Origin of the sequence: Rhizobium sp. NZLR1b (assembly GCF_019685155.1) — a bacterium.
Taxonomy (GTDB): domain Bacteria; phylum Pseudomonadota; class Alphaproteobacteria; order Rhizobiales; family Rhizobiaceae; genus Rhizobium.
This window is the reverse complement of the sequence record NZ_JABDWC010000028.1, coordinates 13518-38667: the sequence shown is the minus strand read 5'-3', so window position 1 is coordinate 38667 and position 25150 is coordinate 13518. Positions and strand designations below refer to the sequence as shown.

The window sequence follows — 25150 nt, the reverse complement described above, 5'->3', positions numbered from 1 at the left end:
AGGGTTTTCATGTTCGCAACGCATTGGTTCCGTATGGGCGCCTGCCTGTCTGTCGTCATGGCGGGATGCTCCCTGGTCTCCAGCTGCGCCAGCAGCCCGACCTACGGCACCGACAAGACTGCCATGGAGCAATTGACCGACGATCTCGGACAGTCCGTGTCGCTGACCGGGCCCGACCCGAAGAACAAGGGCGTCAAGTACACGCCGCGCCCGACGCTGGTACTGCCGGCCCAGGCGCAGAAGGAAACCCTCGTTGCGCCGCAGCAGACGGTCGCCAACAAGGACAATCCGCAATGGATTGAATCGCCGGAGGAAACGCGCGCCCGCCTCGTCGGGGAAGCAGACGCGAACTCCGACAATCCGAACTACCGCTCGCCGCTCGCCAGCTCGGCAATCGAAGGCGGACGGCGCACGACGGAAGCGCAGACCAAGGCCTATCGTGAAGCCCGCGCCCTGCAGAAGGGCTCCTATATCGATCAGCGCCGCTATATTTCCGATCCGCCGCCGGGCTACCGCACCGTCGACGATCCGGCAAAGCTCGACGATGTCGGCGAGCCCGAGCTCAAGAAGCAGAAAAAGCGCAAGAAGGATGCGGCGGTCGCCAACACCGGCAAGCAGTGGTGGAACCTCCTGCAATAGCGGCCTTTGAGCGTTTGAAAAGACGCGCGGCGCTGTAAAGATTACGGCGCCTCTCTCTTTTGCGAAAAGAATCGTCTTAGGATGTCGGCCGATTGCACCTCGTTGAAGCCGGAATAAACCTCCGGAGCGTGGTGACAGGTGGGCTGCGCATAAAATCGCACGCCATTGTCGACGCCGCCGCCCTTCGGGTCTTCGGCGCCGTAATAGAGCCTGCGGATACGCGCAAACGAGATGGCTGCCGCGCACATGGTGCAAGGCTCGAGCGTCACATAGAGATCGGCGCCGACGAGACGCTCCTGTCCGAGCGTTTCGCAGGCAAGCCGGATCGCAGCGATTTCGGCATGCGCGGTCACGTCTTTAAGCTCGCGCGTGCGGTTTCCCGCCTGGGAAATGGCGATATCGTCGATAACGATGACGGCGCCGATCGGCACCTCGCCGCGTTCTCCGGCGGCACGCGCTTCTTCAAGCGCCATCTCCATGAAACGATTTGTCTTCACGATCGCAAGAATTTCCACTTAACCGCAGATGCGTGACCTGATAGACAGGCCCAAAAGGCAGGCAAACAACAAATGACACCCAAAGACAAGCCAAAACGCCCGGGCGCGAAGCCCTTTTCACGGGACGACGGGCCGAAGGCCGGCGCGAAGCCTGGCGGCGCGAAGCCGGCAAAGGCTGCGATCGCCGCCGAGGCCGATAGCGAGGCCAAGGCCGAACGCATTTCCAAGGTGATGGCACGCGCCGGCGTCGCGTCCCGCCGCGACATCGAACGGATGATCATGGAAGGCCGTGTAACGCTGAACGGCAGGGTTCTCGACACCCCCGTCGTCAACGTCACGCTCGCCGATCGCATCGAGGTCGACGGCGTGCCGATCCGCGGCATCGAGCGCACCAGGCTATGGCTCTATCACAAGCCGGCCGGTCTGGTGACGACCAATGCCGATCCGGAAGGCCGGTCGACCGTCTTCGACAATCTGCCGGAAGAACTGCCGCGCGTCATGTCGATCGGCCGCCTCGATATCAACACCGAAGGCCTGCTGCTGCTGACCAATGACGGCGGTCTCGCCCGCGCGCTCGAGCTGCCGGCGACCGGTTGGCTGCGCCGCTACCGTGTCCGCGCTCATGGCGAGATCGATCAGGACGCGCTCGACAAGCTGAAGGACGGCATCGCCGTTGACGGCGTGCTCTATGGCTCGATCGAGGCGACGCTCGACCGCACGCAAGCGTCGAACGTCTGGATCACCATGGGTCTTCGCGAAGGCAAGAACCGCGAAATCAAGAACGTGATGGGTGCGCTCGGCCTCGACGTCAACCGCCTGATCCGCATTTCCTATGGCCCGTTCCAGCTCGGCGACTTGCCGGAAGGCCATGTCATCGAAGTGCGCGGCCGCACGCTTCGCGACCAGCTCGGCCCGCGCCTGATCGAGGAAGCCAAGGCGAATTTCGACGCGCCGCTCTACAACGCGCCGGCCGTCGCGGCCGAGGAAGAGGCTGAAGCCCCAGTACCGGAAAGGCGCGAGCAGCGTCCGCGCCGCGACGAAGACAAGCGCGAACGGGCGCTGAGCCGCCTCGACACCAAGCGCGACGATCGCCACGGTGGCGGGCGTAGAGATGACGATCGCCGCGATAGCGGCCGCAGGGATGATGACAAGCCCAAGCGTCCTCAGCCGCTCGGCCAGCGTCGCAGCGCCAATGTCTGGATGGCGCCCGGCGCCCGGCCACTTGGCGAAAAGGCTGCAGCGAAAGCCGCCAAGAATGAGCAGACCGCGCGCCGGCGCGGCGAGCAGGCGCCGGCAAAGGGTGCCGGTTCCCACCATATCGAGGATCGCCCGCGCACGCAGATCAATCGCGTGCGCGAGGAGGACGGCGAATGGATCCGTTCGAGCGAGCAGCCCCACCGCAAGGATGAGGGCGAAGGCTCCGGCCGCAAGCGCTCGTTCGGGGATCGGCCTGCCCGCGAAGACCGCGGTTTTGGCGACCGCCCGGCGCGCGGCGAACGCCCCCCCCGTGAAGGGGGTGACGAACGTCCGCGTACCAGAAGCTCTGCAGGCGAAGGCCGTGCGGAGCGTCCGCGCGGCGACCGGCCTTTCGGCGATCGTCCCTCGCGCGGCGATCGGCCCTTCGGCGACAAGCCGCGTGGTGATCGCAAACCGCGTGCGGATGGCGACGAGCGTCCTCGTGCCGCCAGAGCCTCCACCGGTGAGGCCCGTTCGGAGCGTCCGCGCGGCGACCGGCCTTTCGGTGATCGTCCTTCCCGCGGAGATCGCCCCTTCGGCGACAAGCCGCGTGGAGATCGCAAGCCGCGTGCGGATGGTGACGAGCGTCCTCGTGCCGCCAGAGCCTCCACCGGTGAGGCCCGTTCGGAGCGTCCGCGCGGCGACCGGCCTTTCGGTGATCGTCCTTCCCGCGGAGATCGCCCCTTCGGCGACAAGCCGCATGGTGATCGCAGACCGCGCGAGGACGGTGATGAACGTCCGCGCGCAGCCAGGGCCTTCGCCGGCGAAGGCCGCTCTGAGCGTCCACGTGGAGAACGAACCTTCGGCGACAAATCTACGGGCGGCAGGCCTTCGGGCGACAAGCCTTCGGGTGACAAGCCGCGCGGCAAGGGCTTTGGTGCCAAGCCGGGTGGGGCCAAGAATTTTTCCGGTAAGCCGAAGGGCGCCAAGCCAGGCAGTGACAGGCCAGGCAGTGACAGGCCGGGCGGCGACAGGCCTGCGGGCGGGCCGTCCAGAGGTGGTGCAAAAGGAAAGGGAATGACACGCGGTGCGGATCGTCGGCGGTGAATTTCGCGGACGGCCTCTCGCCGTGCCAAAATCCAACGATATCCGGCCGACTGCCGACCGGACGCGCGAGAGCCTGTTCAATATATTGAGCCATGCCTATCCGGAATGTGTCGACGGCACCCGGATACTCGACCTTTTTGCCGGAACCGGCGCCGTTGGCCTCGAAGCCGTTTCACGCGGCTGTCGTCATGCGCTCTTCGTCGAAAACAGCGTCGAGGGCAGGGCGCTGCTCTGGGAAAACATCGATGCGCTCGGCCTGCACGGCCGCACGCGCATCCTGCGCCGCGATGCCACCGATCTCGGCAGCGTCGGCAATCTCGAAGCCTTCGACGTGCTGTTTGCCGACCCGCCCTATGGCAAGGGTCTCGGCGAGAAGGCAATGGCGGCCGCCGCTCAGGGCGGCTGGCTGCGGCCTGGCGCGATCGCGGTGCTGGAAGAACGCGCCGATATTGTCGTTTCCGTGCATCCTTCCTATGTTTTCCTCGAAAACCGCATCTTTGGCGATACGAGGGTGCATTTCTTCCGGTATCAGCCGCAATAAGCGGGGGCGGGCGTGCAGCAGGCAGAGATCATCAGCCCGAAACTGCCGGCGATCAGTGATCTCCCAACGGTCGCCGTCGCTTTCGGCGGCGGCGGCGCGCGCGGGCTTGCCCATATCCATGTGATCGAGACGCTCGACGAACTCGGGATCCGGCCAGTGGCGGTGTCAGGCTCGTCGATGGGTGCGATCATGGGGGCCGGCATGGCCGCCGGCATGTCCGGCGCCGAAATCCGCGAACATGCGCTGGCGACCGTCGGCAACAGGACGGCCGTCGTCAGCCGCATCTGGGGCCTGAGGCCGGCGACGGTGCGGGATGCCGTGGCCAAGGGCATCCGCATCGGCCAATTCAATCTGGAGCGGATCCTCAAGGCCTTCCTGCCGTCCGAGCTGCCGGCCCGCTTTGAAGATCTGCTGGTGCCAATGAAAGTCATCACCACAGATTATTACGGGCAGTGTGAAGTCATCATCGAAGAAGGCGAGCTGTTTCCGGCACTCGCTGCCTCATCCGCCATCCCCGCCGTCTTCATGCCGGTGCGCCTGCGCGACCGCGTGATGATCGACGGCGGCATCAGCAATCCGGTGCCTTACGAATGCCTGATGGATCTTGCCGACATCGTCGTCGGCATCGATGTCGTCGGCGCGCCGGAAGGCGACGGCACCCATATCCCGAACCGCATGGAGAGCATCTTCGGTTCCGGCCAGCTGATGATGCAGACGGCGATCACGCTGAAGCTGAAGCTCCGCCCGCCGCATATCTTCCTGCGCCCGGCAGTCGGCCGCACCGGCGTCATGGATTTCCTCAAGGCCCGCGATGTGCTGGCCATGTCCGTCGGTGTCAAGGACGACCTGAAATTCGCCCTCGACCGCGAGATCGAAGCGCGGCTGAAGCGCTGATGTTCTCTTGATTTACGCCTCCGCCGTCGCATCCACGGTGCCTGCCAGCGGATCGTCCTCGAAAGCATCGGCGGCACGTTTCGGCTTGACCAGCGGTTCGGGGCGGACGGGATGGGAAAACAGCATGTCGCGGCCGGCCTGCAATCCTTCGGACACCTGCAGCACCAGGCGCGCCTCGTCGCGCTTGCGGATATCCTCGCCGATTTCATAGGCATCGACCTCGGGCACACCAAGCGCCTCCAGCGTCCGCCGCCCGAAGAGCAGGCCTGATTCCAACGTTTCGCGCAGTTCGTAGTCGATACCCTTGTTACGCAGCTCGATCGAATGGATGCGATCGTAGGAGCGCACGTAAAGCCTGGTGTGCGGATAGTCCGCCTGCACCAGTTCCACCACCTTGTCGGTGATTTCCTTCTTCTGCGTGCAGACGAGCACGATCTTTGCCCGGTCGATGCCGGCCGAGCGCAGCACGTCCTTGCGGGCGCCGTCGCCGAAATAGATGCGAAAGCCGAAGGCGGAGGCCTGGCGGATACGGTCCGCCGAAAAATCGATGACGGTGACGCTGCGCCCGCCGGCAAGCAGGATCTGGGCGGCGATCTGGCCGAAACGCGAGAAGCCGACCATCAACACATCGGCGCCGGCACCCTCGAAATCCTCGTCCAATTCCTCATGCTCATCGCCGCTGAGCAGCCGCTTGGAAAGAGCCGCGCCGATCGGCGTCAGCGCCATGGACAGCGTGACGATCGCGACCAGCAGCGATGCCGTGCTCGCCGACATCAGCCCGACGGTTGCCGCCGCGGTAAACAGCACGAAGCCGAATTCGCCGCCTTGCGGCAGCAGAAAGGCGATCCGGATCGCATCGTTGTGCGGAGAGCCGGAGATCCGGCAAAGCCCGTAGATGATGATCGCCTTGACCGCCATGATGATCGGCACCGCAACGATGACGAAGAGCGCGTTGTCGGCAAGCACGTCGAGCTGCAGCGACAGGCCGACGGCGATGAAGAAGATGGCGAGCAGCACGCCGCGGAAGGGCTCGATATCGGCCTCCAGCTCGTGCCGGTAGGAGGATTCGGCGAGCATCACCCCGGAGAGGAAGGCGCCCATCGCCATCGAAAGCCCGGCAAGCTGCATCAGGCTTGCCGATCCCATGACGACGAAAAGGGCGGCGGCAATCATCGCCTCGCGCGCGCCGGTCCGGGCGATGATCTGGAAGAGCGGCGTCAGCAGGTAACGCCCCATGACGACCATTGCCGCGACCGCGCCGACGGCGACGGCGAAATCGGCGAGCGGCGCATTGCTGCCCTTGCCGCCGCCGTCGAGAACGGTGATCAGCGCCAAGAGCGGCACGATCGCCAGGTCCTGGAACAGCAGCATCGAGAAGGAACGCTGCCCGTATTTCGTATTGACGTCGCCGTCGCCCTCGAGGATCTGCATGGCGAAGGCCGTCGACGACAGTGCCAGGCCAAAGCCGGCGACGATGCTGCCGCGCCAATCGAGAACGTGGGAAAACCAGGCGAGCGCGGTCAGCGCCAGCCCGGTCACCACCACCTGCGCCGTGCCGAGGCCGAAGATGTCGCGCCGCATCTGCCAGAGGCGGCTGGGTTTCAATTCCAGTCCGATGATGAAGAGCAGGAAGACGACGCCGAGTTCGGCGACCGCAAGGATCTGTTCACCGTCGGTGATGCCGTGGAAGACAGGGCCGATGACGATGCCGGCAGCGAGATAGCCGAGCACCGTGCCGAGCCCGAGCTTCTTGAAGATCGGCGCGGCGACCACGGCTCCGCCGAGCAGCAGGATCGTTTCGGAAAAAAAGGCATTGGACGCTGACATCAGGGCAATTTCTTTCGACGGCGGGAAGCAGGCGGGCAACCCCGACAAAGAATCGGCGGCGGCGGCCTTGATGCTTGGGAGAGTGCACAATAAATGGAAGCCGAAGGAAAGGCCAAATCATGTCCTCAGAAATTGATTCCTCGACACTTCTTTCCCGCGCAAGTCAATTGATCGATCTGGCCAAGAAGGCGGGGGCCGACGCCGCCGACGCCGTCGTCGTCCGGTCGCGCTCGCAATCGGTCAGCGTCCGCCTCGGCAAGGTCGAGGGCACCGAATCTTCCGAAAGCGACGATTTTTCGCTGCGCGTCTTCATCGGCAAACGCGTCGCCAGCGTTTCGGCCAATCCGGGCTTCGATCTCCAGGCGCTTGCCGAACGCGCCGTCACCATGGCCAAGGTCTCGCCGGAAGATCCGTTCGCCTGCCTGGCGGATGAGGCGAGCCTGTCGAAATCCTATCCCGACCTGCAATTGCTCGATACCACCGAGGTCTCCTCCGAGATGCTGCGCGAGGCGAGCCTCGCCGCTGAGGCAGCCGCTCTGGCGGTCGAGGGTGTCACCAATTCCTCCGGCGCCGGCGCCTCGGCCGGCATGGGCGGCCTCGTCCTTGCCACCTCGCACGGTTTTGAGGGCAGTTACATGGCGTCGCGCTTCGGCCATTCCGTCAGCGTCATATCGGGCGAAGGCACCGGCATGGAACGCGACTATGACTACGACAGCCGCCTCTACTATGCCGAACTCGACGATCCCGCTGAAATCGGTCGTCGCGCCGGCGAACGGGTGGTAAAGCGCATCAATCCTCGCCAGGTGCCGACCAGCAAGGATGTTACCGTGATCTTCGACCCGCGCGTCGCCCGCGGCTTCGTCGGCCATATCGCCGGCGCGATCAATGGCGCTGCCGTCGCCCGCAAGTCCAGCTTCCTGCGCGACAAGATGGGTCAGCAGGTGCTGAAGGCGGGCCTGTCGATCACCGACGATCCGTTGATCGTGCGCGGCCCCTCCTCGCGGCCATTCGACGGTGAGGGCGTGTCGGGCGAGCGGCTGGTGATGATCGAGGACGGCGTCTTGAACCACTGGTTTCTCTCGACCTCGACCGCCCGCGAATTGGGTCTGGAAACCAATGGCCGCGGCGTGCGCGGCGGCACCGCCGTCTCGCCGTCCTCCACCAATCTTGCCCTTGAACCCGGGGACATCTCGCCCGAGGAACTGATCCGCAGCGTCGGCAACGGTTTTTATGTCACCGAATTGATCGGCCACGGCGTCAACATGATCACCGGCGAGTACAGCCGCGGCGCCACCGGCTTCTGGATCGAGAACGGTGAACTCACCTTCCCGGTTTCCGAGGTGACGATTGCCTCGAACCTCAAGGACATGTTCATGCGCCTGACGCTGGCAAACGACATCGATCGCAAATTCGGCGTCGCGGCTCCGACCTTCGCCATCGAAGGCATGACGCTCGCAGGGCGCTGAACATCCCTTCGCAAAAATGTGCGGCGGTTTCGGACGATATCATGCTGCTACTATTGAACTGAGAAACGGATAGGCGAGATGAGCGATAGGGAAAAGTCTCGCTGGCAGGGCGATCTCACGTTGATTGCCGATGCTGCGAAAGAGGCCGGTGCGGTTGCTTTCGGCTTTTTCAACCAGTCTCCTGAGGTCTGGTGGAAAAACGGCGACCGCTCCCCCGTCAGTGCCGCCGACTTCGCCGCCAACAAGACGCTCGAGACCATTCTGCGCAAGGCCCGGCCGGATTATGGCTGGTTGTCTGAGGAAACTGACGATGATGCCGACCGCCTCCTGCGCGAGACGCTGTTCATCGTCGATCCGATCGACGGCACGCGCGCCTTCCTCGGCGGGCAAAAGGTCTGGTGCGTCAGCGTCGCGGTCGTTCATCGCGGCCGGCCGGTCGCCGGCGTGCTCTATGCCCCGGCGCTCGAGGAACTCTATGAGGCGACCGAAGGTGGCGTGGCGATGAAGAATGGCGCGCCCTTTACCGTCTCCGCCGCAGGACCGGAGCAGGTGAGCCGCCTGGCGATCGGCGAGGATCTGTTGAAGACCTTCCCGCCGGAGTTTCGCGACCGGGTCACCCGCCAGAAGCACATACCCTCGCTTGCCTATCGCATCGCCATGGTGGCGGACGGTCGTCTCGAAGGCACCTTCGTCAAGAGCAATTCGCATGATTGGGACCTTGCCGCCGCCGATCTTATCCTGGCCTGCGCGGGCGGTGGCCTTGTCGACCTTGAAGGCAGGCCGATCGTCTACAATCGCGCCGCCGTTACCCACAACGTCCTCTGCGCAGCACCTACGCCCCGTCTCGACGAATTCCTCGTGGCCTTTGCTGGGCGACGAGACAGTTGACGTTTCCGTCAAAATCCCGCAGATGGGGTGGCGGAGGAGAATAGCAGAAAGAGAACAAAAAATGACTGACTCCGGTGACAAGAAGCAGCTTCTGCATCTCGTTTTTGGCGGCGAACTGGAAAGCCTCGATGATGTCCAGTTCCGTGATCTGAGCGGTCTCGATATCGTCGGCATTTTCCCGGATTATGCCACGGCGCTGACGGCCTGGAAGGCGAAAGCGCAACAGACGGTCGACAATGCGCATATGCGCTACTTTATCGTCCACATGCATCGTTTGCTCGATCCGCAGGAAAAGGCCAGGGGCAACTGACCTCGCTAGAAACAGGTTGATTTCAGGCCGGGTCGGCCCCAAGTCTGAATCCTGTTCTGAATTAATTGGTTAGGGCATGGTGTCGTGAGAAAACCGCTTGCACCTTTCGGCATCACGCTCTTGTGCCGCCGGCGAGCGGGGCTTTCCGGCATCGGGCGCTCCGGATTGTTTGACGCATTCTGAACAAATTGATCGGTCATTGCGGCCGCAACGATAATGAGGGAATGGGTTTGATGTCGATCGGTTTGGATCGGAGACTGGCGCGATGAGTTCCCGGATGGCTCGGTTCGGTCTGAGCGCATACCGTCTGGCGGGAACCGTGGCCTCTCCTGTTGTCGGCCTCTATATCACCTACCGCACCGCCAAGGGCAAGGAAGACCGAGCGCGCCGCCTGGAACGCTTCGGCTATCCAAGCGCCAATCGGCCGCAAGGCCCGCTCGTCTGGTTCCATGCCGCAAGCGTCGGTGAAACCAATGCCGTCATCCCGCTGATCCGCGAAATCCGCCGCCGCGATATCCATGTCATCCTGACGACCGGCACCATCACCTCCGCCAAGCTCGCCGCCGAGCGGCTCGGTCAAGACGCAATCCACCAATATGTGCCGCTCGACCTGAAGCCGTCGGTCAGCCGCTTCCTCGATTACTGGCAGCCCGATTGCGCCATCATCGCCGAATCCGAGATCTGGCCGGCAACGGTGCTGGAGCTTGGCCGCCGCCGCATTCCGCAGATCCTGATCAATGCCCGCATGTCGGACCGCTCCTTTACCCGCTGGCGCCGCCGCCCGGCGATAGCCGAAGCCCTGTTCGAGAATCTCGCCCTCGTCATCGCCCAGTCGGATATGGATGCAGAACGTTTCCGCGATCTCGGCGCTGTTCCCGTCATCACCTCCGGCAATCTGAAGGTCGACACCGACGCACCGCCTTATGACAGCGCTGTCCTTGCCCGCTACAAGAAGCAGATCGGCGACCGCAAGACCTGGGCGGCGATCTCGACCTTCGACGGCGAGGAGAATGCCGCTGCCATCGTCCATCGGGCGCTGAGGGAGCGCGATCGTCAATTGACGATCATCGTGCCGCGTCATCCGGCGCGCTGCGACGAGATCGAGGCGGCCCTGGTCAAGCTGGGGCTGAAGGTCGCCCGCCGCACCCGTGACGATGTCTTGTCGGCCGATGTCGATATTTTCCTCGGTGATACGATCGGCGAAATGGGCCTCTATTTGAGACTGACGGAAATCGCTTTCGTCGGCCGCTCGCTGTTTGCCGAAGGCGGCCAGAACCCGCTGGAGCCCGCCATGCTCGGCTGCGCCGTTCTCTCCGGCGGCCATGTACAGAATTTCCGCGATGCCTATCAGAAGCTCGCCCGCAGCGGCAGCGCCCGCATGGTGCGCGATACCGAAATGCTGGCCAAGGGCGTGCATTACCTGCTGATCAATGATGAAGCCCGCCGCAATATGATCGAGGCCGGCATCACCGCGGTGCACGAGATGCGCGGTGCGCTGACCGCGACCGTGAAAGGGCTGGAACCCTACATCAATCCGCTGACGGTGAAGGCGCGGTTGCTGCCCAAGGCCGTGGCCCAGGTCTGAGGATATATCATGTCGGCAGCGGCCCATATCAAAGGCATTCTCTTCGACAAGGACGGCACTCTGCTCGACTATGACGAGAGCTGGCTGCCGGTGAACCGGGAGCTTGCCCGCATCGCCGCGGAAGATGACCCGCTTCTGGCCGACCGGCTGCTGTCTGCCTGCGGCATGGATCCGGTGACCGGCCATATCGTTCCCGACAGCCTGCTTGCTGCCGGCAATACCCGCCAGATTTCCGAGGGTCTGGTTGCTGCGGGCTCGATGGTCGATGTCGACGAACTGACTGTGCGCCTAGACGCCCTGTTTTCCAGCGCCGCCGAATTTTCCGTGCCGGTGACCGACCTCGCCGGCTTCTTCGCAAGGCTGCATCGGCGCGGCTTCAAGCTCGGTGTCGCCTCCAGCGACAACGAACGGTCGATCCGCCAAACGGCGGAACGCTTCGGTTTTGCCCGCTACGTCGATTACATCGCCGGCTATGACAGCGGTTTCGGGGTCAAACCGGAGCCGGGCATGGTACTCGGCTTCTGCGCCGCGACTGGACTTTCGCCTGAGGAAGTTGCCATGGTCGGCGACAACAATCACGATCTGCACATGGGGCTGAATGCCGGCACCGGGCTCAGGATCGCGGTGCTGACCGGCACCGGTTCGCGCGATTCGCTTGCCGCTGCAGCCGACCATGTGCTCGACGATATCACCGCTCTCGAGACGCTGCTGCCGGATCTGCAGCCAGCCTGACCGGCAGCATTCAACCTCGAAGATCGGAATCGATTTTCGAGGTTGAGTGCCAGTTCAAAGTCATAGAGCGTCCTTGACGCGTCCAATCGGGCGCGCGGCGCTCTAAGGGCTTGCATTTTCATCGATTTTGGCCTCTCAATCCCGCCGGTCGAAAAGCAAGGGGCCGGTTGCCGCAAGGCGGGCAGGGGAGCGGGACGGCAAGATGATATCCGAAGCGCCGCCGTTCTGGTGGCGGAAAGCCGATTGGCGGGCCTGGCTGCTGCTGCCGCTTTCCTTTGTCTACGGCCGTATCGCCGGCCACCGCATGGCCCATGCGCGCCGCGCCTCGGTTCCTATTCCCGTCATCTGCGTCGGTAATTTCACTGTCGGCGGCGCCGGCAAGACGCCGACGGCGCTGACCATTGCCCGTGCCGCCAAGGCGAAAGGGCTGAAGCCCGGCTTTCTCAGCAGGGGTTACGGCGGATCGCTCGATGTGACGACGGTGGTCGATCCCGATCATCACCGTGCGGTCGCCGTCGGCGATGAGCCACTGCTGCTTGCCCAGGAGGCGTTGACGGTGATTTCTCGCCGGCGCGTCGACGGTGCTCAGCGGCTGGTGGCGGAGGGCGCCGACCTCATCATCATGGATGACGGTTTCCAAAGTGCCCGGTTGGCGATCGACTATGCCCTGCTCGTCATCGACGCGACCCGCGGCCTCGGCAATGGCCATATCGTGCCCGGCGGCCCTGTCCGCGCGCCGATCGGCCAGCAGCTGCGTTCTGCGACAGCCCTGCTGAAGGTCGGTGGCGGCAATGCCGCCGACAGGATCGTCCGCATGGCGGCGCGCGCCGCAAAACCCTATTTCACCGCATCGCTGAAAGTGCGCGGCAACAACACGCTTGCCGGCATGAAGGTGCTCGCCTTCGCCGGCATCGCCGATCCTGCCAAATTCTTCCGCACGGTCGAATCGCGCGGCGCCGAAATCGCCGTCGCCAAGACCTTCGGCGATCATGAACACCTGACCGAAGAGGAGATCGACGACATCCTGACGACCGCCGAGCGTCAGGACCTGCTGATCGTCACGACATCCAAGGATTTCGTCCGCCTCTCCGGCCATCCCGGCAAGGCGGCGCAGCTTATTGAAAAGTGCCGGGTGATCGAGGTCGACATGGTATTCGAAGATCACCTCGCCCCGAGCCTGATCATCGACCGGGCGATCGCCGCCTGCCGCGAGCGCCGCCTCAGAGAATTGAAGGCTGAGGTTGAAGCGATTCCAGGAAAGGCCGAACCGCTCTAATCAGGCTGCAACAAAACGTCCTCCCGTGGCAGAGACACCGGAAGTCAGACCAAGCCAGAGTGCTGCTCACATCTGTCCTTGCAATGTTATCACACGATCGAGTGAAGCAAAGTTTCGCGCGCCGAGGTCAGATGCGACCGGCAAGCGTGATTGATTAACGCGAGATTGCGGCTTTCGAGGGCATCGATCAGCGCCAGATGTTCCCCAATGGCGACCTCATTCCGCGCGCGTTCATCCCGCTTGTTCCACTGATAGTGATAGTGGAAGACCATGGCGATCACGTCTTGGAAGCTTTCGATAAAGCGGTTTGGCGCGACAGCCACAATCAGCCGATGGAATCGGCTGTCCAGTTCCGAGAAATCCTGAAACCGTGCATCGATATCCGCGAGCAGTTCCAGATGTGCCGCCCGTATAGCACGCACCTGCTTCCAGATGGGCGAGCCGTCGGGCAGGCTAGCGAACAGGCGTGCGGAGCGCATTTCGAACATCTCTCTGATCTCGAACAGTTCGAGTGCGAAACTCGCTGTGAACCCTTTAAAAACCCAGCCTGCATTCTGACGCTTCTCGATCAGCCCATATTTCTGAAATCGATTGAGAAACTCACGGACTATGGTTGTCGCGACGCCGAATTTCCGAGCTAATTCAGCCTCATTGATTTCTGTGCCCGGACAGGCATCGCCACGCAGCATCCATTCCATGAAACTCGTCTCGACCTGTTCCGAAATTGCTAAGGTCTCTTCCTTCGGATAGCGCTCTGTCTGCCGCGGCTGCTTCCGTATGATCCGCCTATGCGCTTCGGATATGATGATCCCACGTGCGGACATCGCCGCCAGCACCTTCCGCACAGTTGTTCTGCTTACGCCAAGCTGGGCGCGCAGTGCGTTTTCGGACGGCAATTCCTCCCCAAGATCGAATGTCCGAAGGATATCGATCATATCATTGAAGGCCCGCTTAAAGGTCGTATCCGTTCTCACTGAGCAACTCCCGGTATGTTTAGATATCCATAAAAAACAATTTGACGTACGTGTATCATATGTTTCTTATGTATAAAAAACCAGGGAGGCTCGGGAAATTTGGAAGACTCTGGGATTCTGCCTCAGAATTCGTCCCGGCCTGGTGGTTCGCAGGGTGCAACCTTCCACCCGAGACAATCTGGCATCACATTGGGACTGAAGCTTTTGAGCTTAGGCCCATTATTGATCCTCATTATACTCATTGCCGTCGTCAGTTTGATCACGCCGGCTTTTCTAAAGCCCAGCAACCTGGGGAACATCCTGGCGCAGACGGCGGTGATTGCTCTTGTGGCAATGGGGCAGCAGCTCGTTATCCTGACACGCGGGGTCGACCTGTCTGTCGGCTCAAATCTCGCGCTCGCGACAGTCGTCGGCGGACTCGTCTACCAGCAGGTTGATGCCTCGATCGCCGTCATTATGGCCATGTTGCTTGCGGGTGCTGCCATCGGGACGGTAAACGGCGTGGTGTTTGTCTACGGTCGGCTACCACACCCCTTCATTATTACCCTTGCGACCTTGAGTATCTGCCGTGGCCTGGCACTTGCATTGGCGCCCGGCCACACCACCATGCGCGGGATGCCCGATACAATTACTGCGATCGGTGGCGGCACGACGCTTGGTGTGCCCAATTCCTTCGTTGTCGTCGGGGTGTTCGGGCTTCTTTTTTTGATCCTGACGAAGTCAATGGTCTGTGGCAGATGGATCTATGCGGTCGGCGGCTCGCCGAATGCCGCCAGAAGCATGGGTATACCGGTAAAGGGTGTTCTGCTCTCGACCTACATTATCTCAGGCTTTTGTGCCGGTGCCGGCGCGGTGCTGCTGGCAGGACGGACCGGCGCCGCCTCGCCAATCTATGGCAATCTCTTGGAGCTCGACACGATTGCGGCGGTGATTATCGGTGGTGCTAGCTTCCTTGGCGGACGGGGCCATCTCGGCCACGCCCTGATCGGCGCCGTGCTGATCGGCGTCATCCGCAACGCCCTTAATCTTCTCGGCGTCGACGTGTTCTTTCAAATGATCGCGATCGGGCTCGTCATCGTCATCGCCGTAGAGGCTGACGTGCTTCGTAACCATCTCGAGGCGCGCGCGCGCGTGCTTCAATCGGCGAGAGTGCAATGAACGCTGCATCCGCCCCACCGGTCCTTTCGGTTCGAAATGCGCAGAAGCGCTTTGGCGCCATCCATGCCCTGAAAAATGTAAGCTTTGATGCATATGCAGGGGAGGTAACCGCTCTCCTGGGTGACAACGGCGCTGGCAAGTCGACGCTCGTCAAATGCATCAGTGGGCTTCATAGTCTCGACGAAGGAGAGATCCTTGTGGATGGTGCTCCCGTATTGCTCCATTCAACGGCGGCGGCCCGCCGCGCCGGCATTGAAACCGTCTATCAGGATCTGGCGCTTTTCGACAACCTGACCCCTGTGCAGAATTTCTATTGCGGGCGAGAAATCTCTTTCCCTTCTTGGCTGCCACGCCCGCTCCGCTTCCTCAACACGGGCGTGATGAAGCGGGAAGCAGCGCGTGTAATCGATCGTCTGAAGGTTAAGGTGCCGCGGTTCGACGCGCCGGTCGCGCTGATGTCTGGTGGACAGCGACAGGCGATTGCGGTCGCGCGCGCCATTGTTTTTGCACGCAAGCTGGTGATCCTTGACGAACCAACGGCCGCCCTCGGTGTTCGCGAATCTCGCCAAGTTCTCGACCTTGTCAATCAGCTTAAAGCTGAAGGCAATGCCGTGATCATAATCACACACAATATGGAACATGTCGTCGAAATCGCCGATCGGGCAGTGGTGCTGCGGCAGGGTCGCAAGGTGGGTGAACTGAAGCCAACCGAAGCGAACAAGCAGGACCTTGTCGCGATGATTGTCGGCGCCGAGACTTAAAGGAGATCGCTGCTTCGTTAGGGCAGTGGACAACGAGATCGCTCTAGAGGAGGGCGGTCGAAACATGGGAGGTGTATCATGAAACCGCAATCCCTGCTGGGAGCTCTCGCTCTCCTGGCTGTCGCTGCAGTCCCGTCCTTGGCGCAGGAGCCGGTCAAGCTCGGCTTTATAACCAAGTTCCCGGTACCGTTCTTCGCAACAATGGAGAACGCAGCCAAAGATTATGCAAAGAGAAATCCCGGCGTCGAGATCATCTACGGGCAGGGCACGTCCGCAACCGACATCGAGGGCCAGATTGCACAGATCGAGTCCATGGTGACACGAGGCGTGCAGGGCATTGCCCTCACGCCCGTCGATCCGACCGTGTCCGCTGCCCTGGACAAGGCGGTGGCGGCCGGTGTCAAGGTCGTGCTGATGGATAACAATATTCCGGATTGGAAAGGCAGGACGGCGCTTGCCACGACCGATAATTTCGCCGCGGGCAAAATCGCCGGCGAATATCTCAAAACTGTTCTTAAAGCCGGCGACACGCTCGGGATTCTCGAGGGTGTGCCCGGTGTGCCAGCGCTTGATGACCGTGTGAAGGGTATGCTTGAAGGGCTGCAGGGCCTTGACGTCAAGATCGTCGGGAAAGGCGCAACAAACTGCACCGAGGAACTCGGGATCAGTGTCGCCGAAGATCTGCTCACGAAGAACCCGGACCTCAAGGCCATTTACGCCGCTTGCGGCCCGCCCGCTGCTGGCGCGGCGCGCGCAATCAAGAATGCCGGCACTGCCAATGACAAGATTGTGCTGGTCGGTTTCGACTTCTGCTGCGGTGAAGAGGAAGCGCTGAAGAGTGGAATCGAGGATGCTTCGGTGGCGCAGTTCCCCACCAAGATGGCTGAACTCGGTGTGGATGCGCTGGTAAAATCGATTCGCGGAGAGACGGTGGAGTCTTTGATAGATTCTGGCGCCGCGCTCGTGACGCCTGAGAATATGGCGCAATTCAAGTAAACACTTGCCCCTCTGTGCAATTCGCAAAGAGCACATGGACCATGTTGTTGCTCAGCAAACGGCCCGTCCTGCGTGGGGCGGGCCGGACCTGTGGCCCCTCGCACGCGGCCGCGCTCTAACGCCGCTGGTTCGGCAGCACGCCGGCGCGTTTGTCGGCTTCGATGGCCGAGATCACGTCGGCATAGGGTTCCTGCCGGGCGACGCTCCAATAGCGCAATTCGTCGAGCGGGATCTGTTTTCCCGTCATCGCGCAGACGACATAGGAGCCGGGCGAGAGAATCTGGAAATCGCCGTCGAGGTACCGGATCTTCGCCTCGCGGTTTCCGTGTCCTTCGAACAAATTCATGCGCTCCGTTCCCTGCAGCCTGTCATTAAAGCTTGTCGCGCAAAAGTGTGCCGCGGTTTTGCAATCACGACATGCGGAAGACCAAAGACCTAAAGCGTGGCAAGCGAATCTGAAAGATCGCGGCACGCTTTAGTCTGCCATACTCCCGCAAGGGCTGCTTTTCCAGCTTTTTTAGCTTCTGCCGAAAAGCCGCTCGATATCACTGAGCTTTAATTCGATATAGGTCGGCCGGCCATGATTGCACTGGCCGGAGCCTGGCGTCACTTCCATTTCCCGAAGCAGCGCGTTCATTTCCTCCGGCCGCAGCCGCCGTCCGGAGCGCACCGATCCGTGGCAGGCCATCGTCGCCGCCACATATTCGAGCTTGGCCGACAGGCCCGACGCCGTATCCCATTCGGCAATCTCGTCGGCAAGCTGGCGGATCAGGCCATGCGCATCGACCTCGCCGAGCATGGCCGGCGTCTCACGCACGGCGATCGCCCCGGGACCGAAACGCTCGATCGCCAGGCCGAGTTCGGAAAGCTCGGCCGCATGCTGCATCAGCCGGTCGCAATCCTCTTCCGGAATGTCGACGATCTCCGGGATCAACAGCACCTGCGAGGCCAGCCGCTTCGAATGCAGCGCCTTGCGCATCGCCTCGAAGACCAGCCGCTCGTGTGCGGCATGCTGGTCGACGATCACCAGCCCGTCCTCGGTCTGGGCGACGATATAATTGGCGTGGATCTGCGCCCGCGCCGCGCCGAGCGGATAGCGTGCGACCGTCTCGGCTGCTGCCGGCTGCGGCGAAAACTGCGGCTCGGCCCGCGCCGTCGGCATCGACAGCCCGTCGAAGGAGGCCTGCGGCCGATCGCCGAAACCTGTTGCCGGCTGGTAGGGACGAAAGGGCGAGGTCTCGGCCGACCATGCCGTCTGCGGCCGTTGCGCGTGTGGCTGAAAACCGGGGCGGAAGGAGCGCAGCATATCGCTTGCCCCGGTCGTTGCCGCCCGGCTGCCGTCGCGCGCCAAGGCCTCGCGGATGGCGCCGACGATCAGGCCGCGTACCAGGCCGGGGTCGCGGAACCGCACGTCGGATTTTGCCGGATGCACGTTGACGTCGACGAGCGCCGGATCGAGTGTGATTGACAGCACCGCCACCGGATGGCGCCCAGACGGGATCGTCTCGGCATAGGCGCCGCGGATCGCCGAGAGGATCAGCTTGTCCTGCACCGGCCGGCCGTTGACGAAGGCGTATTGATGGGCGGAGTTGCCGCGATTGAAGGTTGGCACGCCGGCAAAACCGGTCAGCGCGATCTCCTCGCGTTCGGCGTCGAGCGCAATGGCGTTGTCGCGGAATTCCTTGCCGAGCACCTGCGCCATACGCGCCAGATGGTCGTCGCCGGTCGCTGGGAATTCCAGCGTCGTGCGGTCCGAGCCTGACAGCACGAAGCGCACAGCCGGGAAGGCGATTGCCATGCGCTTGACGATTTCGGTGATTGCGCCGGCCTCGGCTTTCTCTGTCTTGAGGAATTTGAGCCGGGCGGGCGTCGCGAAGAACAGGTCGCGCACTTCGACGATCGTGCCGGGATTGGCGGCCGCCGGGCGCATATGCGCAATCTTGCCACCGTTGACGGCAATCTCGTGGCCGCCGGCGCTGTCGCGTCTGCGACTGGCGATGCTGAGCCTTGCGACCGAGCCGATCGAGGGCAGCGCCTCGCCGCGGAAGCCGAGCGTGCGGATATCCTCGAGCGTCTCCGATAACTTCGAGGTGCAGTGGCGCCTGACCGCCAGTTCCAGATCGGCAGCGTCCATGCCCGAGCCGTTGTCGCTGACGCGCAGCAGCGCCTTGCCGCCGCCTGATGTGGCGATTTCGATGCGCGTCGCGCCTGCATCGAGCGCGTTTTCGATCAGTTCCTTGGCAGCGCTCGCCGGCCGTTCGATGACTTCGCCGGCGGCGATCTGGTTGATGAGCGTTTCGGAAAGCTGTCTGATGGCCATGGGCTATTTTCGAGGATTCGTGGGCCGGAGGGAAGGGGTTTCGATGGGCTTTCCCAAAGCGTGATCCGGGGGCTCCCTCAAACTTGGGGGTCGCTAGTGTTAAGCAGGTTTTAACATAAAAATGGCATTTCTATTCATATACCTCCGGAAGCTGTGAAATCGAACAGATGTGGGACGCAATGGAATGAGTGCCGGCTTCGAAAAGGCGGACACATCATCGGAAACCGACGGGATTTCCGCCGATGCCGATCTGCAGACGGCGCTTTTCGATGTGGTGTGCGACAGCCTTGCGGCAGCCTTCATCATATATGACAAGAACGATCATCTGATCTTCGCCAGCCGCCAGACGCTGGAATTTTTCCCACTGCCGCCCGAAATGCTGAAGCCCGGGACGCGGCTTCGCGATTTCCTCGGCGCGATGTACGACACCGGCATTCGCCAGCAATATGATGTGAAGCAGCGCGGCTCGCTGAGCCGCGAGGACTGGCTGTCGCAGAAAATCGCCTCGCACTGGCGCGAGCGCTTTGACTCAGTCGAGCGTCACGGGACCGACAGCTGGGTCCGTTTCGTCAAACGCCGGCTGCCGGGCGGTTACGGCGTCACCGTCATTTCCGACATTTCAGAGGACAAGAAGCGCGAAGAGCAATGGCGCTCGGATCTCGAGCGTGTGCAGCTCACCGAGGACATTCTCGACAATCTGCCGTTCCCGCTCTTCGTCAAGGACCGCAACCTCACCTATGTCGCGGTCAATCTCGCCTTCTGCGAGAAATATCAGACCACCGCCGACGAGGTGCTCGGGCGCAAGAGCGCCGATCTTTTTTCAGATGAGATCGCCAAACGCTTCGAGGAAAGCGATCGTCATGTGCTGGAGACCGGCGAGATGTCGATCTCCCGCCAGCGTCAGATCTCCCGCGACGGTATCGAGCGCGACATTGTCAGCCGCAAGCACCGCATCGGCAAGTCGGGCCGCTATTTCCTGGTGTCGACCATGCAGGACCTGCCACGCGACGGCGCCGATCTCGACGAGTTCGGTCGTGCATCGACGATCACCACTTCCAGCAATCAAAGCTATCGTCGGGCCTATGTGCCGGCGCCGAGCGCCGTCGAGCGCCGCGAGCCGGCGGCGATGGAAGCGATCGTTCCGGAGAATTTCTCTGGCCGCAAGGTCCTCGTCGTCACTGCCGACCTCGCCGCCGAGACCGCCGCACTGCGGACGCTGTCGAAATACGGTTTCGAATCCTGCTCGGTCCGCGGCGAGGACGAGGAGGAGCGGTTCCTGGAAATTGCCACCTCCTCCGGGATCTCGCTCGATCTGCTGATCATCGATAATCAGATGGGCATGCGCTGCCTCGAGCTTGCCGAGCAATACGGTATCCCGGCGCTGGTCATGGACGGCTTTCAGATCGCCAATGAGCTCACCTTCCAGATCGCCCGCCATTTCAACCGCAACAGCCGCAATAGTGGCGCCGGCGCGGATACGGATTGGGAGATCAGCATTTCCGACGACGTCGTCGGCCTGCAAGTTCTCGTCGCCGAAGACAATGATATCAACCAGATCGTTTTTTCGCAGATCCTCGAAGGCCTTGGTTATCGCCATATGATCGCGGCAACCGGTGACGAGGTCGTGCGCCTGTGGGCCGAGCACCGGCCGCAGATCGTGCTGATGGATATTTCCCTGCCGGGCTTCAACGGCTTCGAGGCCGCCCGCCTTATCCGGCAGATGGAGGAAACCGGCGGAACCCGCACCCCGATCGTCGGCGTGCTTACCCAGGCCTTCGAACGAGACCGTGCCGAATGCGCCAAATCGGGCATGGACGATGTCATCATGAAACCCGTCAGCCCTGACATGCTCGAGGCTGTATTTCAGAGATACCTGATGGAAGAGGCCGTGCGAGCGCGAGGCTAGAACAGGATGATTTTAGGCCGGGTCGGCCTAAAATCTGAATCCTGTTCTACCTTATAGAGTTAGAGCATGATGTCATAAGAAAACCGCTCACACTTTTCGGCATCACCCTCTAGGTGTTTAGTCCCGGAAATAGCCGTTAACTCCCTGGATTTCGGAGGGTCCGAGCGGCAAGGGCTGCCGATCTACTATCGAATTGTTAAGATATGCCGGTCATTCTCTGCGTGGCGCGGGAAAGCTCGGGTGGATAATGAAATCGGCGGAAATGGCCTTCTCGACCGTCGGTCAGAATGAGCTTCAGGCAATGGCCTATAGCGATCCGCTGACCGGATTGGGAAACCGCAATCGCATGCGGGACAAGGTCTTGCAGATCTCTTCGGAGCGCGCCAGCGATCCGGCCCCCTTCACCATCGGCATCGCCAATCTCGACAGTTTCAAGCCGATCAACGATCTCTTCGGCTCGACAGCCGGCGATGAAATCCTGTGCCAGGTCGCCCATCGCCTGAGGGCCTGTATTCCTGATGGCGCGCTGGTTACCCGCCATGACGGAGATGAATTCGCCTTCGTGCTGCCGCTGATTTTCGAGCGGGCGAGTGCCGAGAAATTTGGCCAGATGATCCGCGAGGTGCTATCGGCCCCCTATGACCTCGGCGACCGCAACGTCCGTCTCTCAGCCTCCCTCGGCTTTGCCATCTACCCGTTCGCCGGAGAAGATTGCGAGGAACTGCTGAAGAGCGCCGAAACCGCACTCTACCGTTCCAAGCGCCGCGGCCGCGGCCAGGTCACCGTCTATTCGCGCGAGATCGCTCAGGAAATGAAGCGCGCAACGCAGCTGGAGCAGGCGCTCAGAAACGCCATCATCACCGACGTGATCGACGTGCATTTCCAGCCGATCGTCTCGCTCTCCAACAATCAGGTCGTCGGCTTCGAAGCGCTCGCCCGCTGGAACGATCCGGATCTCGGCTTCGTCTCGCCCGGCGTCTTCGTGCCGCTGGCCGAAGAGCGCGGCTTTATCGATGCGCTGTCGGAGGCGCTGCTGCGCAAAGCCGCCGAAGCCGCCCTTTCCTGGCCGCGCGAACTCTTCCTGTCGTTCAATCTTTCCTCGGCCCAGCTGATGGATCCGGGCACGAGCAGCAGCGTCCTGTCGATCCTCGGCCGCGTCGGCTTCGATCCGCATCGTCTGGAGCTGGAGATCACCGAGACCGCGGTGATGAGTTCGGCCGATACCGCCCACCGCATCATCGCCGATTTGCGCGCCGCCGGTGTGCGCATTTCGCTTGACGATTTCGGCACCGGCCAGTCGAGCCTCGGGCGCCTGCGCGACTTCATCTTCGACAAGATCAAGATCGACCGTGCCTTCGTCTCCCGCATCAACTCCGACCGCGCCTCCGAACACATCGTCAAGGCGATCCTGACCATGTGCGAGGGCCTGGAACTGGAAGTCGTGGCTGAGGGCATCGAGGATTATGCCGAAGCGGTGAAGTTGCGCACGCTGGGCTGCGGCATGGGCCAGGGCTACCATTTCGGCCGTCCGGCCGACGGTATCGCCACGCTGCGCTTCCTGCACGAGAACTATTACGATCCGGCCATGGTCGAGCGTGTTAGCGCTTAAGCGATGCCACAGCAAAAAAAACGATGGCGCCCATAGGAGCACCATCGCCTACGCTATACGACCCTCGCGGGTACTTGGGCCAAGTAGTGTATTTGGCCCGAGTTTAGCTGGCCCTGGCTCACTTGGCGGTCGTCGAGCCGGTGGCCGTGGTATCGGTACCGGTCGCCGCCGGGGCCTTTTCAGCTGACTGCATGGCCAGCGTCTTGAACTCAGGTGCGGCCTTCAGCGATTCAGCCGTTTCGCTAGTCGTCAGCTTGACGCTGCCGTCCTGGGTGTTCTGAGCGACGGTGATTTTTTCCATCGGCACGGCGACATTCTTTTCGCCGATGCCGAGGAAGCCGCCGACGCCGATGATCGCCGCAACGAAGCCGCCGTCCTTCTTGAGGATCAGATCGTTGACGCTGCCGATGCTTTCATTTTTGCCGTTATAGACCGACTGGCCGATATAGGTGTTGGCGCTGACCTGGTCCGGAGCCTGCTCCGTGATATAACCGGCCTGAGCCGTGTCTGCCGTCGGTGCTGCGGCAGGAGCCTGTGCGGCATCGCCTGCGGGCTTGGTGACATCAGGGGTGATCGGCGGCTTCGGGGCTGTCGGATCGGCAGGCGCTGCCTGCGTCGGAGCGGCTGGATCCGCCGGTTGCGGGGCCGCCTGCGAGAATGCCGCCGGTGCGAAAGCCGTGGCAAACAGTGCGCCAGCGGCAACGGTCGTCAAGAGTTTGCGTGTCATTTCGAACCTACCTTCATTTTTCCTGGAGTAGTCGCTGACCCGGCAATATCTGTGTCATTGCCGCGCCGGTTCGAAGGTAAAATGACTGGTGCGCCGATTGGTTCCGGTTGAAAACACGGAAAATTTCTCGATTTTCACGGAACATTTCTCAAGAGGCGGCAGCCGAAATGAGAAAAGGCGCCCCGGTCGGGAGCGCCTCTGGCAAGCAAATTCAGATGATCCGATGTTCAGATCACATAGACCGGATCGAACACGCCTTTGACGTCGATGCCGAGTTCCAGCAGCGCGCCGGCGCTGGGCTGCGCAGAACGGGCATCCTCGTCCAGCCCCTCCCAGGCGGTCGTTACCGCCAGCCGATCGGCGTTGACGCCGATGAAGGCAGGGCAAGAGGGCTGGACGGCGGGAACCTTGTAGCGCGAGATGCGCAGGCCATCGGGATTGTAACGGTCGACGACGCCGGCGCCCCAGCGCGAATTCCAGATATACCCGTCGGCATCGACCACCGAGCCGTCGATATCGCCGGGCTCGTTGGCGCTGTCGACCAGTACGATCGGTTCGCCCGAGGGCAGGCCGGTCTGCGGATCGACCATGACGCGCATCAGCCGGTTGAGGCGCGAATCCGTATAATAGCCGATCGTGCCGTCAGGCGAGAAGCAGATCGAATTCGGGATGCTGATGCCGTTGAAGATCTTCGTCACCTTGCCGCTAGCGACATGATAGATGGCGCCGGCCTGGTTTTCCGCCCGCTTGCTCATCGTGCCGATCCAGAGCGCACCGGAGGGATGGGTGCGGCCGTCGTTCGAACGGTTTTCCGGCCTGTCGTTTTCGAGCGCAGCGTAGAAGGTGAGGCCGCCGCTGGCCACATCGCGGACGAAAAGCCCTTCTTCGGTCGCGATCAGCTGCCGTCCGGCGTCGATACGGGCAAGCACGCTGGCCATGGCAGGCAGCGGATGCACCTTTTTCGCGCTCGTCGAAAGATTGAGCTCGTGCAGTTCCTTGCCGAGGATGTTGAACCACCAGACGGTATTGCTGTCCGGATCATAGGTCGGGCCTTCGCCGAGAACGGAATTGGTGTTGCAAAGGGTCTTGCCCTCGAACTCGTAGATATCGGTCATACGTTCACGCTCCAATGGCTGCATCATAGGCGTAAATGGTCGCCTTGGCGCGCTCGGCAACCTCTGCCGCGGTCATTCCCGGCTTGTAGAGGCTGGTGCCGAGGCCGAAGGAGAAGATGCCAGCCTTGGTGTAATCGCCGAAATTCTTGTCCGATACGCCGCCGACGGCGGCAATCACCAGTTCCGGCGGCAGGATGGCCCGGATCGCCGTGATGCCGGATGGACCGAGCACGCTGGCCGGAAAGAATTTGAGACCGGTGGCGCCGGCGCGCGCGGCGGCCAGCGCCTCGGTCGGCGTAAACACACCCGGCATCGTCACCATGCCGTAGTCGCGGGCCCGGATGATCACCTCGGGCTCGACATTCGGTGTGACCAGCAGCTTACCGCCGGCGGCATGCAGGCTGTCGACCGCCTCGACCGTCAGCACCGTGCCGGCGCCGATCAGCACCTCGGCCGGCGCCATCTTCGCGGCGATCTCGATGGATTTGAACGGCTCCGGCGAGTTGAGCGGGATCTCGATCGCCGTCAAGCCATTATCGATCAAGGCGCCGACGATGCTCTCGATCTCGTCAGGCCGGATGCCGCGAAGGATGGCGATCAGCGGGCGCTTCATGTCGGGGAAGGGGATACGGTTCATCGTGTCAGC

Annotated in this window: 23 protein-coding genes; 15 read left to right on the top strand and 8 right to left on the bottom strand. The window is 62.2% G+C overall.

Annotation, left to right across the window (positions count from 1 at the left end; genetic code table 11):
- Window positions 1–9 precede the first annotated feature (9 nt).
- Entirely contained in the window at window positions 10–639 is a 630-nt protein-coding gene (locus HJB84_RS28540) for a hypothetical protein (protein ID WP_207583100.1), read from the top strand.
- A gap of 41 nt (window positions 640–680) precedes the next feature.
- Here the strand turns inward: HJB84_RS28540 and HJB84_RS28535 are convergent, their stop codons facing one another.
- Window positions 681–1118 (bottom strand): nucleoside deaminase, encoded by a 438-nt coding sequence (locus HJB84_RS28535; RefSeq protein ID WP_207584258.1) that lies wholly within the window; start codon window positions 1116–1118, stop codon window positions 681–683.
- 90 nt (window positions 1119–1208) lie between these two features.
- On the opposite strand from HJB84_RS28535, the gene HJB84_RS28530 reads away from it, so the two are divergent.
- From HJB84_RS28530 to HJB84_RS28520, 3 genes are read left to right on the top strand one after another with little or no spacing between them, the layout of a single operon-like run.
- The gene (locus HJB84_RS28530) at window positions 1209–3419 is read left to right on the top strand and encodes a pseudouridine synthase (protein ID WP_207583101.1); all 2211 of its coding nucleotides are present in this window, start codon (window positions 1209–1211) and stop codon (window positions 3417–3419) included.
- On the top strand, window positions 3400–3960 hold the full coding sequence (rsmD, locus tag HJB84_RS28525; RefSeq protein WP_039618105.1) for a 16S rRNA (guanine(966)-N(2))-methyltransferase RsmD: 561 nt from the start codon (window positions 3400–3402) through the stop codon (window positions 3958–3960). Before HJB84_RS28530 ends, rsmD begins: the two co-directional genes overlap by 20 nt.
- 12 nt (window positions 3961–3972) lie before the next feature.
- Window positions 3973–4854 (top strand): patatin-like phospholipase family protein, encoded by an 882-nt coding sequence (locus tag HJB84_RS28520; RefSeq protein ID WP_207583102.1) that lies wholly within the window; start codon window positions 3973–3975, stop codon window positions 4852–4854.
- A gap of 12 nt (window positions 4855–4866) precedes the next feature.
- On the opposite strand, the gene HJB84_RS28515 is transcribed toward HJB84_RS28520, so the two are convergent.
- The gene (locus tag HJB84_RS28515; protein WP_207583103.1) at window positions 4867–6681 is read right to left on the bottom strand and encodes a monovalent cation:proton antiporter-2 (CPA2) family protein; all 1815 of its coding nucleotides are present in this window, start codon (window positions 6679–6681) and stop codon (window positions 4867–4869) included.
- Between the two features lie 119 nt (window positions 6682–6800).
- Here HJB84_RS28515 and HJB84_RS28510 point away from each other — a divergent pair, with 119 nt between their 5' ends.
- The 6 genes from HJB84_RS28510 to lpxK all read left to right on the top strand — a co-directional run bounded on the left by HJB84_RS28510 (window position 6801) and on the right by lpxK (window position 12938).
- The gene (locus HJB84_RS28510; RefSeq protein WP_207583104.1) at window positions 6801–8147 is read left to right on the top strand and encodes a TldD/PmbA family protein; all 1347 of its coding nucleotides are present in this window, start codon (window positions 6801–6803) and stop codon (window positions 8145–8147) included.
- A gap of 78 nt (window positions 8148–8225) precedes the next feature.
- Entirely contained in the window at window positions 8226–9035 is an 810-nt protein-coding gene (locus tag HJB84_RS28505) for a 3'(2'),5'-bisphosphate nucleotidase CysQ (protein ID WP_207583105.1), read from the top strand.
- 61 nt (window positions 9036–9096) lie between these two features.
- On the top strand, window positions 9097–9345 hold the full coding sequence (locus tag HJB84_RS28500) for a DUF4170 domain-containing protein (protein WP_207583106.1): 249 nt from the start codon (window positions 9097–9099) through the stop codon (window positions 9343–9345).
- A 265-nt stretch (window positions 9346–9610) separates the two neighbouring features.
- Entirely contained in the window at window positions 9611–10930 is a 1320-nt protein-coding gene (gene waaA / locus HJB84_RS28495) for a lipid IV(A) 3-deoxy-D-manno-octulosonic acid transferase (protein ID WP_221117564.1), read from the top strand.
- Window positions 10931–10939: 9 nt separating this feature from the next.
- Window positions 10940–11662, top strand: a complete 723-nt coding sequence (locus tag HJB84_RS28490; RefSeq protein ID WP_221117563.1) for an HAD family hydrolase — start codon at window positions 10940–10942, stop codon at window positions 11660–11662.
- 202 nt (window positions 11663–11864) lie between these two features.
- Window positions 11865–12938 (top strand): tetraacyldisaccharide 4'-kinase, encoded by a 1074-nt coding sequence (lpxK, locus tag HJB84_RS28485; RefSeq protein WP_207583109.1) that lies wholly within the window; start codon window positions 11865–11867, stop codon window positions 12936–12938.
- An 89-nt stretch (window positions 12939–13027) separates the two neighbouring features.
- Here the strand turns inward: lpxK and HJB84_RS28480 are convergent, their stop codons facing one another.
- Complete coding sequence (locus tag HJB84_RS28480) at window positions 13028–13912, bottom strand: GntR family transcriptional regulator (RefSeq protein WP_207583110.1); 885 nt, start codon at window positions 13910–13912, stop codon at window positions 13028–13030.
- Between the two features lie 99 nt (window positions 13913–14011).
- On the opposite strand from HJB84_RS28480, the gene HJB84_RS28475 reads away from it, so the two are divergent.
- The 3 genes from HJB84_RS28475 to HJB84_RS28465 all read left to right on the top strand — a co-directional run bounded on the left by HJB84_RS28475 (window position 14012) and on the right by HJB84_RS28465 (window position 16827).
- On the top strand, window positions 14012–15070 hold the full coding sequence (locus HJB84_RS28475; RefSeq protein ID WP_221117562.1) for an ABC transporter permease: 1059 nt from the start codon (window positions 14012–14014) through the stop codon (window positions 15068–15070).
- Window positions 15067–15831: an ATP-binding cassette domain-containing protein gene (locus HJB84_RS28470; RefSeq protein WP_221117561.1), complete on the top strand. Its 765-nt coding sequence runs from the start codon at window positions 15067–15069 to the stop codon at window positions 15829–15831. The genes HJB84_RS28475 and HJB84_RS28470 overlap by 4 nt, the downstream gene beginning before the upstream one ends.
- Before the next feature lie 78 nt (window positions 15832–15909).
- A complete protein-coding gene (locus HJB84_RS28465) occupies window positions 15910–16827 on the top strand; it encodes a sugar ABC transporter substrate-binding protein (protein WP_207583113.1) in 918 nt (305 codons plus the stop codon).
- 115 nt (window positions 16828–16942) lie between these two features.
- Here HJB84_RS28465 and HJB84_RS28460 read toward each other — a convergent pair whose 3' ends face one another.
- On the bottom strand, window positions 16943–17173 hold the full coding sequence (locus tag HJB84_RS28460; protein ID WP_003588271.1) for a DUF2093 domain-containing protein: 231 nt from the start codon (window positions 17171–17173) through the stop codon (window positions 16943–16945).
- Between the two features lie 171 nt (window positions 17174–17344).
- Complete coding sequence (gene mutL / locus HJB84_RS28455; RefSeq protein WP_221117560.1) at window positions 17345–19147, bottom strand: DNA mismatch repair endonuclease MutL; 1803 nt, start codon at window positions 19145–19147, stop codon at window positions 17345–17347.
- Between the two features lie 184 nt (window positions 19148–19331).
- On the opposite strand from mutL, the gene HJB84_RS28450 reads away from it, so the two are divergent.
- Together HJB84_RS28450 and HJB84_RS28445 are read left to right on the top strand one after the other, a co-directional pair.
- On the top strand, window positions 19332–21053 hold the full coding sequence (locus tag HJB84_RS28450) for a response regulator (protein ID WP_221117559.1): 1722 nt from the start codon (window positions 19332–19334) through the stop codon (window positions 21051–21053).
- A gap of 244 nt (window positions 21054–21297) precedes the next feature.
- Complete coding sequence (locus HJB84_RS28445; RefSeq protein WP_221117589.1) at window positions 21298–22662, top strand: EAL domain-containing protein; 1365 nt, start codon at window positions 21298–21300, stop codon at window positions 22660–22662.
- A 118-nt stretch (window positions 22663–22780) separates the two neighbouring features.
- On the opposite strand, the gene HJB84_RS28440 is transcribed toward HJB84_RS28445, so the two are convergent.
- The 3 genes from HJB84_RS28440 to HJB84_RS28430 form a co-directional block, all read right to left on the bottom strand.
- Window positions 22781–23389 (bottom strand): PRC-barrel domain-containing protein, encoded by a 609-nt coding sequence (locus HJB84_RS28440; RefSeq protein WP_207583116.1) that lies wholly within the window; start codon window positions 23387–23389, stop codon window positions 22781–22783.
- Between the two features lie 227 nt (window positions 23390–23616).
- The gene (locus HJB84_RS28435; protein WP_207583117.1) at window positions 23617–24504 is read right to left on the bottom strand and encodes an SMP-30/gluconolactonase/LRE family protein; all 888 of its coding nucleotides are present in this window, start codon (window positions 24502–24504) and stop codon (window positions 23617–23619) included.
- Window positions 24505–24508: 4 nt separating this feature from the next.
- On the bottom strand, window positions 24509–25141 hold the full coding sequence (locus HJB84_RS28430) for a 2-dehydro-3-deoxy-6-phosphogalactonate aldolase (RefSeq protein ID WP_221117558.1): 633 nt from the start codon (window positions 25139–25141) through the stop codon (window positions 24509–24511).
- Between the last annotated feature and the right edge of the window lie 9 nt (window positions 25142–25150).

What these genes read in the sequence shown, in the direction of transcription:
- HJB84_RS28430 (WP_221117558.1), bottom strand. Translation starts at nt 25,141, where the DNA reads ATGAACCGTATCCCCTTCCCCGACATGAAGCGCCCGCTGATCGCCATC.
- HJB84_RS28435 (WP_207583117.1), bottom strand. Translation starts at nt 24,504, where the DNA reads ATGACCGATATCTACGAGTTCGAGGGCAAGACCCTTTGCAACACCAAT.
- HJB84_RS28450 (WP_221117559.1), top strand. Translation starts at nt 19,332, where the DNA reads ATGAGTGCCGGCTTCGAAAAGGCGGACACATCATCGGAAACCGACGGG.
- HJB84_RS28460 (WP_003588271.1), bottom strand. Translation starts at nt 17,173, where the DNA reads ATGAATTTGTTCGAAGGACACGGAAACCGCGAGGCGAAGATCCGGTAC.
- HJB84_RS28515 (WP_207583103.1), bottom strand. Translation starts at nt 6,681, where the DNA reads ATGTCAGCGTCCAATGCCTTTTTTTCCGAAACGATCCTGCTGCTCGGC.
- HJB84_RS28540 (WP_207583100.1), top strand. Translation starts at nt 10, where the DNA reads ATGTTCGCAACGCATTGGTTCCGTATGGGCGCCTGCCTGTCTGTCGTC.
- HJB84_RS28510 (WP_207583104.1), top strand. Translation starts at nt 6,801, where the DNA reads ATGTCCTCAGAAATTGATTCCTCGACACTTCTTTCCCGCGCAAGTCAA.
- waaA (WP_221117564.1), top strand. Translation starts at nt 9,611, where the DNA reads ATGAGTTCCCGGATGGCTCGGTTCGGTCTGAGCGCATACCGTCTGGCG.
- HJB84_RS28440 (WP_207583116.1), bottom strand. Translation starts at nt 23,389, where the DNA reads ATGACACGCAAACTCTTGACGACCGTTGCCGCTGGCGCACTGTTTGCC.
- HJB84_RS28500 (WP_207583106.1), top strand. Translation starts at nt 9,097, where the DNA reads ATGACTGACTCCGGTGACAAGAAGCAGCTTCTGCATCTCGTTTTTGGC.
- HJB84_RS28535 (WP_207584258.1), bottom strand. Translation starts at nt 1,118, where the DNA reads ATGGAGATGGCGCTTGAAGAAGCGCGTGCCGCCGGAGAACGCGGCGAG.
- HJB84_RS28505 (WP_207583105.1), top strand. Translation starts at nt 8,226, where the DNA reads ATGAGCGATAGGGAAAAGTCTCGCTGGCAGGGCGATCTCACGTTGATT.
- HJB84_RS28470 (WP_221117561.1), top strand. Translation starts at nt 15,067, where the DNA reads ATGAACGCTGCATCCGCCCCACCGGTCCTTTCGGTTCGAAATGCGCAG.
- mutL (WP_221117560.1), bottom strand. Translation starts at nt 19,147, where the DNA reads ATGGCCATCAGACAGCTTTCCGAAACGCTCATCAACCAGATCGCCGCC.
- HJB84_RS28490 (WP_221117563.1), top strand. Translation starts at nt 10,940, where the DNA reads ATGTCGGCAGCGGCCCATATCAAAGGCATTCTCTTCGACAAGGACGGC.
- lpxK (WP_207583109.1), top strand. Translation starts at nt 11,865, where the DNA reads ATGATATCCGAAGCGCCGCCGTTCTGGTGGCGGAAAGCCGATTGGCGG.
- HJB84_RS28530 (WP_207583101.1), top strand. Translation starts at nt 1,209, where the DNA reads ATGACACCCAAAGACAAGCCAAAACGCCCGGGCGCGAAGCCCTTTTCA.
- HJB84_RS28465 (WP_207583113.1), top strand. Translation starts at nt 15,910, where the DNA reads ATGAAACCGCAATCCCTGCTGGGAGCTCTCGCTCTCCTGGCTGTCGCT.